Genomic DNA, 12,594 nt, shown 5'->3' with positions numbered 1-12,594 from the left:
ACCTCAGCCCGCGTCCAGAAGCTCGCGCACCATGGCGCGCAGATCGGCATTGGCAAAGGGCTTGGCAAGCGTCCGGTCCGCGCCCTGGGGCAGGTTCGCCATGCCGCGGGCGCTGAGCAGCAGCACCGGCAGCGTCCGCAACTCGGGATCGGCGCGCAGGTCGGCCAGCACCTCGGCGCCGCTGCGGCCGGGCAGCATCACGTCCAGGATCACCAGCCGCGGCGCAAGCGCGCGGATGCGCTGGAGGGCGCCGTTGCCTTCGAGCCATTGCTCGCATTGCCAGCCCTCGCGCGACAGGATGAAGCGGACGGCCTCGGCGATGCTGGGTTCGTCTTCGATCAGCAGCACATCGACACTTGCGGTCACGGGCGGCACTCCTGGGGCTTTGCGGCGATCATGGCGGCGGGCGGGGGCATTGTCAAAATCAGGCTGGCCCCAGGATCGAGGGTTCGTGCCTTGCGGCACAGTCGGGACGGGGACAGATGCGGCAGGCCGGCCCCACCCCCAGCGCCGGGCGGCCGTCGCGGCCCGGTGCGGGGCGGATCAGCATCTGCGCGCGGCTGAGCGCGGGGCCGCCGAAACCCATGGGCAGCAGCCGTTCGGCGACCGCCCAGGCAGAGAAGCGGTGGCCGTTCGTGGTTTCGATCAGCCGCGCCACCGGCAGTTGCGGCTGGGCCAATGCCTCGAACAGCGGCCAGAGCGCGCAGCCCTCGCCCGGGCGCGGCAGCTCGAAACCCGGCGCGGCGTGGCGAAACAGCGTGGCGCCCGAGCCGTCGCAGACCACCAGCCCGGCCTGCGCCCAGGCGCCCGGACGCAGCATGCCCAGCCGGCGCAGCACCAGGTCCAGCGGCTGCCCCAGAATCGCTGCGATCACCGCCGGGTCGTCGCCGGCCTCGTCCACCGCCGCCGCCAGCGCCGCATCGGGCAGCGCGGCGCGGTCGCGCGCCTGTGCCGCCAGCAGATCCTGCGCCATGACCCGCGCCGCATCCGAGGCAAGCTCCGTCGCCTCGGCGGGCTCGGGCTGGCCGGCGGCGATCCAGGCCTCGACCTCCTCCCGCGGAGACATCGGCACCGCCTCGTCCTCGAAGCTGTCCAGATAGGCCACGAGCGATTGCGCGGTGCGGGACAGCCGCTGGCTGTCGCTGTCCAGGTTGGCATGGAATCGGTCGCGCCATTCCGGCTCGATCTCGGGCGTCTCGGCCAGGATCGAGGCGGTCGAGCGCAGCGCCGTGACCGCCGATTGCACCTCGTGCAGCGTCGCCAGCAGATAGGGGTCGCGGGTCATGCGGTCCGACAGCGCGATCAGCCGCCGCTCCAGCGCATCGGCGCGGCGCGTGACCCCGGCCAATGCCGAGGCCCAGCCGGGAAACCGGGCGGCGAATTCGGCGATCTGGTCCAGCTCGACCGTGGCGCCGGGCTGGTCGGCGGCGCGCGCCGCCGCCTCGCGCAGCGCGCCGATCAGCGCCTCCTCGCGGTCCGAGGCCAGCTCGGTTGCGTCGATCTCCAGCGCATCGGCCAGCCGCGACAGCAGTTCCTCGCCGACCGGGCGGCGGTTGTGCTCGATGAGGTTGAGATAGGCGGCCGAGATCTCGGCCCGGCGCGCCACCTCGGTCTGGCGCCGGCCGAGCGACAGGCGGCGCTCGCGGATGCGGGTGCCGATCAGGGGGCGTGCGACGGGATGGCGGGGCAAGGAACGTGGCATGGCTCAGATCCCGTCGCGGGTCTCTTCGAGGTGGCGGATCGCCTTGACGACCAGGTCGGCGAAGCTTTGCGCCGACAGCTTGTCCTTGAGCGTCTGGCTGACGTTCGAGACGGTCTTGTAGCTGATGTTCGCCCGCTCGGCGATCTCGCGATAGCTGAGCCCCTCGGCGATGGCGCGCAGGATGTCCAGCTCGCGCGGGGTCAGGCGCGGCCGCGGCGGCGTGGCGCCGGGCCGCTCCAGCAGGGCGATGCGGCGCGCCAGGTCGGCCGGGACGTAGTCCCCGCCGCGGGCCACCTCGCGCAGCGCCTCGCAGATCTCGTCCGAGGGCGAATCCTTCATGATGATGCCGTTGCAGCCGGCCTGCAGCGCCCGCCGGGCGATGATCGGGCTGCGATGCATGGTAAAGACCAGGATCGGCTGGTTCGCGCCGGCGGCGCGCAGCCGCTCGATCAGCCGGGCGCCCGCCAGCTTGGCCTCGCCCATGGTCAGGTCGACGACGATCACGTCCGGTGCCTGCCGCCGCCAGGCCCGCCAGCCCTGCGATGGCGTGGCGGCGGCGATGACCTCGCAATCCAGGCGGCCGCGGGTGATCCATTCCCAGCCCTCGGCGACGACCGGGTGATCGTCGACGATCAGCACGCGCAGCGGCGGGGCGGGGCTTGGGACGGTTGCGGTCATCGGGCTGATCCTTGCTCGGGCGGGCAGGGCAGGTGGCATTCGGTAAGGGTCCAGGGGCCTTCGCGCCGGGGCGGCTGGTAGCGCCCGCCAAGCGCGCTGGCGCGGTCGCGCATGCCGGCCTGGCCAAGCCCGGCCCGGCTGCCCGGTGCGGTGGGGCCGCTGCCGTCGTCGGCGACGCGGGCGGCGATGCCGTGGTCCTCATGCGCCAGGGACACCCGGATCGCGCCGGGCGCGGCATGGCGCAGCGCGTTGAGCACGCTTTCCCGCACGAAGCGGTAAAGCGCGATCCGCCCGGCCTCGCCCGGCTCGGGCAGGTCGGGCGGGCAGTCCAGCGTGATGGCGGTATCGGGCGCGATCTCGGCGAATTCGATCAGCAGCTCTTGCAGCATCTCGGCAAGGCTCGCGCCCTCGGCCGGGGCCAGCCGCAGGTCGTCGATGGCGGCGCGGGCGCTTTGCCGGATCGCCTGCGCGTGGCGCGAGACAGCGGAAAGCGCCTCGGCCAGCGCCGGGTCGCGGCCGCTCCCGGCTGCGCGGCCGGCCTGGCCCACGGCCGCCTGCAGCGCGAAAAGCTGCGGGCCGATGCCGTCATGCAGGTCGCTGGCGATGCGGGCGCGCTCGGCCTCGGCCAGGGTCAGCATCCGGCCTTGCAGGCGGCGGTTCTCGGCCCGCTCTCCGGCCAGATGCGCGGCCAGCGCGTTGACGCCGTCGGTCAGCACCGCCAGTTCCGCCAGCCCGGTCTGCGGCGCGGGATGGTCCAGATCGCCCGCCCGCATCCGGTCCAGCGCCGCGCCCAGCAGTCCCAGCCGCCGCAGCACCAGCGCGGTGATGGCCATGGTGACGCCGATCGCCACCAGCGCCATGGCGGCCAGAAGCGGCAGGATCAGCCGGAAATCCGCCCAGGCCTCGGCGATCTCGTCGCGGGGATCGGTGCGGATCTCCAACACGCCCAGCACGTTGGGATATTGCGCGATGGGGATCAGTTCGTGCAGCGGCTCGGGGCGGATCAGCGCGGCGAACCATTCCGGCACCTGCCCGGGCGGCAGGCGCGGTGCCAGCGCCAGCGCCACGGGCTGGCCCCGGGCATCGCGCAGCTCGGCCGACAGGTGGCGCTGCGCCTCGATCTCGGCGGCGATGCGGGCTGCCTCGGCCATCATGTCGCGCCGCTCGAAGGCGGTGGGCAGGTGCAGCGTGGCAAAGGCATTGGCCAGCTGGAAGGCCGAGCCGGTCTCGTCCCGGGCCGAGTTGCGGGCATTGAGGATCAGCACCGTGGCGACGATGGCGACCATGGCGAGCCAGGCTAGCGCCGAGCCGCCAAGCGCCAGAAGCCGCAGGGCCACGCCATGCGTGCGCCCGCGCCGGACCGGCGCGTCCCGGGCAGCCGCGATGTGGCTGGTTGCGTCCATGTCTCTCCCTGCCGCCGCGGCGGCTCCTCGGCAAAAGACTAGGACGCGGATCGGGGCGGGGCAAGCGGGCTGCGCGCCATAAGGAAAGGGCCGGGACGCGCAGCGCAGATCCCGGCCCCCAAGGCTGTCTTGCGTCCCGGCTCAGGCGCGGGACGCTGCGGGCTCCGCCGGCTCGGGGCGGCCGAGCGCGCGGCGCACCAGCACGAAGAACAGCGGCACGAACAGCACGCCCAGCACCGTGGCCGAGACCGTGCCGCCCAGCACCGTGGCGCCGATGGTGTTGCGGCCGTTCGCGCCGGCGCCAGAGGACAGCACCAAGGGCAGCACGCCCAGCGAGAAGGCGACCGAGGTCATGATGATCGGCCGGAACCGCTGCCGCGCCGCCTCGACCACCGCATCGTAAAGCGGCTTGCCCTGTTCGGCCTGTTCGCGGGCGAATTCGACGATCAGGATGGCGTTCTTGCCGGTCAGCCCGATGACCGTCAGCAGGCCGACCTGGAAGAACACGCCATTGTCGAAACCGCCCAGCCAGGCCCCGACCAGCGCGCCCAGAACCCCGATGGGCATGGCCAGCATCACCGCGAAGGGGATCGACCAGCTTTCGTAAAGCGCGGCCAGGCACAGGAACACCACCGCCAACGACAGGCCGTAAAGCAGCAATGTCTGGTTGCCGGCCTGCTGTTCCTCCAGCGACAGGCCGGTCCAGGCCACGTCGAAGCCTGCGGGAAGCTGCGCGGCCAGTTCCTCGATCGCGGCCATGGCCTGGCCGCTGGAGACACCCGGCGTCGGGCTGCCCTGGATCTGCATGGCGGGCACGCCGTTATAGCGGTCCAGACCCTGCGGCCCATAGCTCCAGCGCCCGTCGGCGAAGTTAGAAAACGGCACCAGCCCGCCCGAGCTGTTCCTGACCCGCCACTTGTCGATATCGGTCGGCACGGCGCGGGAATCGGATTCGCCCTGCACATAGACGCGCTTGATGCGGCCGCGGTCGATGAAGTCGTTCACATAGCGCCCGGCCCAGGCGACCGAGAGCAGGCTGCCCACATCGGTGGCCGTGACCCCCATGGCGCCCGCCTTGCGCCAGTCGATGTCGAGATTGTATTGCGCCGCGTCCTCCAGCCCGTTCGGCCGGGCCGACGCGATGCGGTCGTCTTGCCCGGACATGCCCAGCAGCTGGTTGCGCGCATCCAGCAATTGCTCATGCGCCTGGCCGGCACGGGCCTGCAGGTAGAAGTCGAAGCCCGAGACGTTGCCGAGCTCGATCACCGAGGGCGGAACGATGGGGAAGGCCATGGCGTCGCGGATGCCCATCAGCGCCGGGAAGGCGCGTCCGGCGATGGCCTGCACCGACTGCTCGGCGCCGGGCCGCTCGCTCCAGTCCTTGAGCCGCAGGAAGGCGATGCCCATGTTCTGCCCCGATCCGGCGAAGCTGAAGCCCGAGACGCCGAAGAAGGACTCGACGTTGTCGGATTCGTTTTCCGCGAAATAGTGCTGGATCTGGTCGATCACCGCATCCGTGCGCTCGCTCGTGGCGCCGGTGGGGCCCTGGACCAGCACGAACATGATGCCCTGGTCCTCGTCGGGCAGGAATCCGGTGGGCGTGCGCAGGAACAGGAACACCATGGCCGCGCCGATGCACAGGTAGATCAGCATCATCCGCAGCGGGCGGCGGATCAGCCAGTTCACCGAACTGCCATAGCCGTGGATGGTGCGGTCGAAGCCGCGGTTGAACAGGCCGAAGAAGCCGCGTGTCTTGTGGCCGTGCTCGTTCTTCAGCAGCGTGGCGCAAAGCGCCGGCGTCAGCGTCAGCGCCACCAGCACCGACAGGCCCATGGCCGAGGCGATGGTGATGGCGAACTGCTTGTAGATCACGCCGGTCGAGCCGCCGAAGAAAGCCATCGGCACGAAGACCGCCGACAGGACCAGCGCGATGCCGATCAGCGCGCCGGTGATCTGGCCCATGGACTTGCGCGTCGCCTCGCGCGGGTCCAGCCCTTCCTCCTCCATGATGCGCTCGACGTTCTCGACCACGACGATGGCGTCGTCCACCAGAAGGCCGATGGCCAGCACCATGGCCAGCATGGTCAGCGTGTTGATGGTGAAGCCAAGCGCCGCCAGCACGCCGAAGGTGCCCAGAAGCACCACCGGCACCGCCAGGGTCGGGATCAGCGTCGCGCGCCAGTTCTGCAGGAACAGCAGCATGACGAAGAACACCAGCACGATGGCCTCGACCAGCGTCTTGACCACCTCCTCGATCGAGATCAGCACGAAGGGCGTGGTGTCGAAGGGGATGACGTAGTCCATGCCCTCGGGGAAGAAGCGGGCGAATTCCTCCATCCGCTCCTTGACCCGTTCCGCCGTGTCCAGCGCGTTCGCCCCCGAGGCCAGGCTGATCGCCATGCCCGAGGCCGGCTGGCCGTTGTAGCGGGCATTGGTCATGTAGTCCTCGGCGCCGATCTCGACCCGGGCCACGTCCTTGAGCAGGATCAGCCCGCCGTCCTGCTCGGCGCGCAGCACGATCTGCTCGAAGTCCTCGGGGGTCGAGAGCAGCGATTGCGCGGTGACGGTGGCGTTCAGCATCTGCCCCCGGGGCGCGGGCTGGCTGCCGAAGGAGCCGGCCGAGATCTGCGCGTTTTCCGACGAGACCGCCGCCACCACGTCCGAGGGCGTCAGCTCGTAGGCGGCGAGCTTCGAGGGGTCGAGCCAGATCCGCATGGCATATTGCGCGCCGAAGACCTGCACCGAACCCACGCCCTCGACCCGGCTGAGGTCGTTCACGAGGTTCGAGATCAGGTAGTCGGCCAGGTCCACCTGCTCATAGCGGTCGTCGGCCGAGGTCAGGCCGATGACCATCAGGAAGCCCGAGGCGGATTTCTCGACCGTGATGCCCTGGCGCTGCACCGGCTCGGGCAGCAATGCGGTGGCCTGCGCCAGCTTGTTCTGCACCTGCACCTGGGCGATGTCGGGATCGGTGCCGGTCTCGAAGGTCAGCGTCGTGGTCGAGGTGCCGGCCGAGGTCGAGCTGGACGAGAAATAGCGCAGCCCATCCAGCCCGGTCATCTGCTGTTCGATGATCTGGGTGACCGTATTGGCGACCGTATCGGCCGAGGCGCCGGGATAGGTGGCGCGGATCGTCACCGAGGGCGGCGCGATCTGCGGATATTGCGCCACCGGCAGCGAGGTGATCGACAGCAGCCCGAGCCCCATGATCAGGATCGAGATCACCCAGGCGAAGACCGGACGGTCGATGAAAAAGCGGGCCATGTGCGGTTCCTGTCCTGTTCCCTCGCGGCGTCCGGGGTCAGTTCGCCGGCTGTTCGGCGCCGGCCTCGGTTGCGGGCTGCGCATCCTCGCCCTGGCCCTCGGCCTCGATCTCGGGCTGGGCGGCGGGCTGTTCTGCTTCTCCGGCCTCGGGCGCGGCGGCCTGGCGTTCCTCGGGGGCGACGGTCATGCCGGGGCCGATCTTCTGCAAGCCCTCGACGATGATGCGGTCGCCGTCATTCAGCCCCTCGCCGACGATCCAGCTGTTGCCCATGTCCTGAAGGATGGTCAGGGGGCGCTGCTCGACCGCGTTGTCGGCATTGGCCACCAGTGCGACGGGCTGGCCGCGACGGTCGCGGGTGACGCCCTCTTGCGGGGCAAGGATCACGTTGCGCGCCGTGGCCTGCTGGACGACGGCCTGCACATACATGCCGGGCAGCAGGATGCCGTCGGGATTGGCAAAGGACAGCCGCAGCGTCACCACGCCGGTCGTCTCGTTCACATAGGGCTCGGCGGCGGTCAGCCGGCCTTCGTGGCCGTATTGGGTGCCGTCCGCCAGGCGCAGCGTCACCTTGCGGTCCTGCTGGCCCTCGGCGTCCTGCGCAGCCATCTCGCGGCGGAAGCGGATGAGCTCGGCCGCCGACTGCGTCACGTCCACATGCACCGGGTCGAGCTTGCGGATCACCGCAAGCGGCGTCGGCTGGCTGGCGGTCACCAGCGCGCCCTGGCTGGTCTGCGCAAGGCCGATCACGCCATCCAGCTCGGCGCGGATCGTGGTGCGTTCCAGTTCGATCCGGGCGGTCTGCAGCTGCGCCTCGGCGACCTTGACGGCGGCCTCGGCGGAATCGCGGGCGGCGATGGCATTGTCGGTCGTGCTTTCGCTGGCGACGCGGCGGTCGCGCAGGGCGCCGACGCGCTCGGCCTCGCGGCGCGCCGCCTCGGCCTGGGCGCGGGCCTGGGCCACGGCGGCCTCGGCCTGGGCCACGGCGGCCTGATAGGTGGTGGCGTCGATGCGGAACAGCGGGTCGCCGACCTTCACATGGCTGCCTTCCTCGAACAGGCGCTCGGTGACGATGCCGTTGACCTGCGGCCGCACCTCGGCCTCGGCCGAGGCGGTGACGCGGCCGGGCAGGGTGGTGGTCAGGGCGACGTCCTGGGCATGGAGCGTCACCACCGTCACGGCCGGCGGCGGCATCTGCGAGGGATCCTGTCCCAGGGCGGCCAAGGGGGAAAGCCCCGCCGCAAGCGGAAGGATCACGGAAATCGCCATGCGGCGCGATAGCGCGAACATCGTTTTGCTCCGGCATTTGCTGACGCAAGCATAACGAACAGTTTCGCACAGGATGATCAATCCCAAAATCGTTTCGGACCGCGACGTTGCATCACCGGCCGCGCTCCGCCGAAAGGCCGGTGGGGCTGCGGGGAAACGTCGCCGTCGCCCAGGCGGCGCGGGGGCTTGAGTATTTGGGGAACGAAGAAGCGCTGGCGCAGATTGGCCTTGCGGCGGTCGGCGCGAGACAGTAAGCAATCCGGGCCTCGCGGGTGTAGCTCAATGGTAGAGCCGCAGCTTCCCAAGCTGAAGACGAGGGTTCGATTCCCTTCACCCGCTCCAGCCTTTCCCGCAAGCCGATCGGTTCAGCGCAGGCCCATCTCGGCCAGCGCCCGGGCGATTTCGGGCGGCAGGTCCGGCTCGTCCCCACGTCCCGCCGGCAGGTCTGGCGGGGCCTCGGCGCCGGGCAGGTAGCGCCAGCCCTGGAAGGGGCGGCGGGGCACGGCGGCGACGCGCACCAGCTCGGGGTCGAGAATCAGCGCGCAGCGGCGGATGCCGTCCTCGCCCAGCACCTCCTGCAATTCCAGGACGCGCTGGCGGGCCTGCATCACGCCCTTGAACACCCAGTAGATCGAGCCGCCGTCCAGCAGTTCCGCCTCGCGCTTGGGCCACATGCGGGTGACATGGCGGGCCGGGCCGCCGCCGAAGCGGTGCTTTTGCCAGGCGGCGAGTTCGGCCGGATCGTCGCAGCCGACGCAGAGTTTCATCAGGTTCAGGGACGCGCTCATGCGCCAGATATAGCCCGGCGGCCGGCGGGCGCAACCGGCAGTCCGGGCATCGGGGCCTTGAACCCGGCAGCCTGCGGCGTTACGCCCGGGTGCTGGTTTTGGGAAACATCATGTCCGATCCGATTGCTCGACCGCTCCGCAGGCAATCCCTGCCGGAATTCATCGCGATGCTGGCGCTGATCTTTGCCGTCATCGCCTTCTCTATCGATTCCATGCTGCCGGCGCTGCCCGAGATCGCGGCGGCCCTGACGCCCGGGAACGTCAACCGCGCGCAACTCGTCCTGACCTCCTTCGTCGGCGGCCTGGGGCTGGGGCTGTTCGTCGGCGGTCCGCTTTCCGACGCGCTGGGGCGCAAGCCGGTCATCATCGCCGGTTTCGCGCTTTACGCCCTGGCGGCCGTCGCCGCGGTCTTTGCCGATTCGCTGGAGCTGCTGCTGGCGGCGCGTTTCGTGCAGGGCATCGGTGCCGCCGCCCCGCGCATCGTGGCGCTGGCCATGGTGCGCGACCTGTATCAGGGGCGCGAGATGGCGCGGATCACCAGTTTCGTCATGATGATCTTCATCCTGGTGCCCGCGGTCGCGCCTTCGATCGGCGCGGTGATCATTCATTTCGTCGGCTGGCGCGGGGTGTTCGGCTCTTTCGTCGTGCTGGCGCTGATCGGCAGCCTGTGGCTGAACCTGCGCTGCCCCGAGACCCTGCCCGAGGCCGTGCGCCGGCCCTTGAACCTGCGCAGCCTGGCCGCTGCCGCGCGCGAGGTCATGGGCAACAGGCAGGTGCAGCTGGTGACGGTAGTGATGACGCTGGGCTTCGGGCAGATGTTCGCGCTGCTGAGTTCGGCCCAGCAGCTTTTCTCGGACACCTATGGCAAGGGCGAAAGCTTCCCGCTGTGGTTCGCCGCGATGGCGCTGCTGTCGGGCAGCGGGACGGTGCTGAACGCGCGCTATGTCATGCGGCTGGGCATGCGGCGGATCGTGGGCTGGGCCTATGGCATGCAGGTGCTGGTTTCGGGCGTGATGTCGGTTCTGGTGTTTGGCGACCTGCTGCCCGAGGCGCTGCGCTTTCCGGCCTTCTTCTTCTGGGCGGTCAGCGTGTTCTTCATGGCGGGCGTGACCTTCGGCAACCTGAACGCCATGGCGTTGCAGCGCATGGGCCATGTGGCGGGGATGGCGGCCTCGGTCATCGGGGCGCTTTCGACGCTGGGGGCGGTGCTGATCGCGGCGCCGGTCGGGCTGCTCTATGACGGCACGGCGCGGCCCATCGTACTGGCGACGCTGGTCTGCTCGGCGCTGGCGCTGGCGCTGATGCGCCATGTGCGCGAGCACTGAACTGCGCCGTGGTGGGGCGTGCCGCGGCGGCATGTTCGAGTTACCCACAACGGAATGCGCCGCGGCCCCTTGCGCCGCCGCGCGAGCTGGCCTAAAGAGCGCCGGTGTCGCCGGCCATGGTGCCGGCGCAGGCGTGGCCCGTTCGTCTATCGGTTAGGACGTCAGGTTTTCAACCTGAAAAGAGGGGTTCGACTCCCCTACGGGCTGCCAACGCCATGCTTTCATCCATGATCTCGATGCTCTCCAGGACGCTGCGCGCGAATGCGGGCGGCTGGGAACCAACGGCCTCGGGTGCTTGCCACCGCAGGCGGGTCACGGGATCCTGTCAGCCGGGATGGAACGGAAAGATCACCGGCACCAGGCCCGTGGCCACGACCAGCGCGATCAGGACCAGCGGCAGGCCGATCCGCGTGAAGTCCCAGAACCGATACCCGCCCGGTCCCACGACCAGCGTGTTGACCGGCGACGAGACCGGCGTGAGAAAGGCGGCCGAGGCCGCCAGCGCCACGGTCATCGCGAAGGGATAGGGCGACAGGCCCATCTCGGCGGCCAGCGCCAGCGCGACCGGACCCATCAGCACCGCCGTCGCGGTGTTCGAGATGAACAGCCCCAGAAGCGCCGTGGTCGCGAAGATCACCGCCAGCGCGATGCGCGGGTCGGCATCGCCGATCATCGCCCGCAGCCCTTCGGCCGCAAGGTCGACGCCGCCGGTCTTTTGCAGGGCAAGTGAGAAGGGCAGCATCCCCACGATCAGCACCAGGCTTTGCCAATGGATCGAGCGATAGGCCGAGGGCATGTCGACGCAGCCGAAAAGGCCCATCAGCAGACAGCCGATCAGCGCCGCCAGCACGTTCGGCACGATGCCGGTGATCATCATCGCCACCACCAGCCCAAGGATGATCACGGCGGGAACGGCGCGGAACGGCGCCTCCAGGACCTCGTCCACCTCGCCCGGCAGGGCAAGCACGACCAGGTCGCGGCCGCGGTGCAGCTGCCGGATGCGGTTCCACCTGCCGATCGCCAGCAGCACATCGCCGCCGCGCAGAACCGTCTGGGCATCCACATCCTCGTCCGGCTGGTTGTCGCGGCGCAGGCCGACGATGGCGAGGCCATAGACCGACCGGAACCGCGACTGCGCGATGCTCTTGCCCGCCAGCGGCGACCCCGGTGGCACGATCAGCTCGACCATGCCGATCTCTTGCGCCCGATCGGTGAAATAGGCGCCCGAGATCGGCAGGCGGCGCAGGCCGTGGGCGGTGCAGAACGCCTCGATATCCGTGCTCTTCCTGAAGACGTCGAGAAACAGCACGTCGTCGGCCTGCAACACGGAATCGGCCTTGGGCTGGATCAGCCGGCGCCCGTAGGGGGTCGACCGCTCGATGCCGAGGATGTTGATCCCCGCCGTGCCGCGCAGGTCAAGCTGGTCGAGCCGCTTGCCCATAAGCGTGGAACTCGCCCCGAGGCGAAGCCGGAATTCGCGCTCGGCCAGCCCGTAGCTGTCGATCCAGTCGGCAAGCCTGGGGCGCGAGGCGGGTGCGGCAGGGCTTTCGACGGCCAGCCAGCGCCGGGCGACCAGCATATAGCCGATCGCCAGCACCAGGATCGGCACGCCGAAGGGGGTAAAGTCGAAAAAGCCGAATCCCTGATGCCCTTCGCGGCGCAGCAGGCTGTCGAGCACGAGGTTCGGCGCGGTGGCGACCAGCGTCATCATCCCGCTGATCAGCGCGGCCGCGCTGAGCGGCATCATCAGCCGCCCCGGCGCCGTGCCGATGTTCGCGGCGATCCGCAGCACGATGGGGATGAAGATCGCCACCACGCCGGTCGAGCTCATGAATGCCCCGATTCCGGCCACCGAGGCCATCAAGAGCATGACCAGCCGCATCTCCGACGCGCCGGAATGGCGCACCAGCAGATCGCCGGTGCGCTGTGCGACGCCGGTGCGCACGAGCGCCTCGCCCAGAACGAACAGCGCCGCGATCAGGATGATGTTGGGATCGCTGAACCCCGCCAGCGCCTCGTCGAGCGTGATGATCCCGGTCAGCGGCAGCGCGACCATGACCAGGATGGCGACCACGTCCATGCGGGGCCGGTTGATGGCAAACATGGCGACGGCTGCCGCCAGCAGCCCCAGGACGATTGCCAGATCCGTCGTCATCGGTCCCTCTCT

At 70.0% G+C, this 12,594-nt stretch carries 9 protein-coding genes and 2 tRNA genes; 3 read left to right on the top strand and 8 right to left on the bottom strand.

All coding sequences use genetic code 11. From position 1 onward, the window contains the following. Window positions 1-3: 3 nt before the first annotated feature. The 6 genes from QPR87_RS02385 to QPR87_RS02360 form a co-directional block, all read right to left on the bottom strand. Window positions 4-366: a response regulator transcription factor gene (locus QPR87_RS02385; RefSeq protein WP_011748081.1), complete on the bottom strand. Its 363-nt coding sequence runs from the start codon at window positions 364-366 to the stop codon at window positions 4-6. Between the two features lie 58 nt (window positions 367-424). Continuing rightward, window positions 425-1,702 carry a helix-turn-helix transcriptional regulator gene (locus QPR87_RS02380; protein ID WP_285048110.1) on the bottom strand — a complete coding sequence of 426 codons (1,278 nt, stop codon included), beginning with the start codon at window positions 1,700-1,702 and terminating at the stop codon, window positions 425-427. A 3-nt stretch (window positions 1,703-1,705) separates the two neighbouring features. After that, on the bottom strand, window positions 1,706-2,380 hold the full coding sequence (locus tag QPR87_RS02375) for a response regulator transcription factor (protein WP_285048109.1): 675 nt from the start codon (window positions 2,378-2,380) through the stop codon (window positions 1,706-1,708). Then, window positions 2,377-3,783 (bottom strand): LapD/MoxY N-terminal periplasmic domain-containing protein, encoded by a 1,407-nt coding sequence (locus QPR87_RS02370; RefSeq protein WP_285048107.1) that lies wholly within the window; start codon window positions 3,781-3,783, stop codon window positions 2,377-2,379. Before QPR87_RS02370 ends, QPR87_RS02375 begins: the two co-directional genes overlap by 4 nt. 141 nt (window positions 3,784-3,924) lie before the next feature. Next, complete coding sequence (locus QPR87_RS02365) at window positions 3,925-7,047, bottom strand: efflux RND transporter permease subunit (protein WP_285048105.1); 3,123 nt, start codon at window positions 7,045-7,047, stop codon at window positions 3,925-3,927. A 37-nt stretch (window positions 7,048-7,084) separates the two neighbouring features. Then, window positions 7,085-8,335: an efflux RND transporter periplasmic adaptor subunit gene (locus tag QPR87_RS02360; RefSeq protein WP_285048103.1), complete on the bottom strand. Its 1,251-nt coding sequence runs from the start codon at window positions 8,333-8,335 to the stop codon at window positions 7,085-7,087. Window positions 8,336-8,582: 247 nt separating this feature from the next. Here QPR87_RS02360 and QPR87_RS02355 point away from each other — a divergent pair. Beyond that, window positions 8,583-8,656, top strand: a tRNA-Gly gene (locus QPR87_RS02355). A gap of 23 nt (window positions 8,657-8,679) precedes the next feature. On the opposite strand, the gene QPR87_RS02350 is transcribed toward QPR87_RS02355, so the two are convergent. Beyond that, a complete protein-coding gene (locus tag QPR87_RS02350; protein ID WP_011748074.1) occupies window positions 8,680-9,102 on the bottom strand; it encodes a DUF1489 family protein in 423 nt (140 codons plus the stop codon). A gap of 110 nt (window positions 9,103-9,212) precedes the next feature. On the opposite strand from QPR87_RS02350, the gene QPR87_RS02345 reads away from it, so the two are divergent. Continuing rightward, the gene (locus tag QPR87_RS02345; RefSeq protein WP_104492293.1) at window positions 9,213-10,427 is read left to right on the top strand and encodes a multidrug effflux MFS transporter; all 1,215 of its coding nucleotides are present in this window, start codon (window positions 9,213-9,215) and stop codon (window positions 10,425-10,427) included. A gap of 135 nt (window positions 10,428-10,562) precedes the next feature. Beyond that, window positions 10,563-10,637: transfer RNA gene (locus QPR87_RS02340), tRNA-Glu, on the top strand. Window positions 10,638-10,752: 115 nt separating this feature from the next. On the opposite strand, the gene QPR87_RS02335 is transcribed toward QPR87_RS02340, so the two are convergent. Further along, entirely contained in the window at window positions 10,753-12,582 is a 1,830-nt protein-coding gene (locus tag QPR87_RS02335; protein WP_285048101.1) for an SLC13 family permease, read from the bottom strand. Between the last annotated feature and the right edge of the window lie 12 nt (window positions 12,583-12,594).

The sequence above is a fragment of the Paracoccus sp. SSJ genome, assembly GCF_030234105.1.
Taxonomy (GTDB): Bacteria; Pseudomonadota; Alphaproteobacteria; order Rhodobacterales; family Rhodobacteraceae; genus Paracoccus; species Paracoccus denitrificans.
Note: the sequence above shows the minus strand (reverse complement) of the source record. Positions and strands in the feature narration are given on the sequence as shown.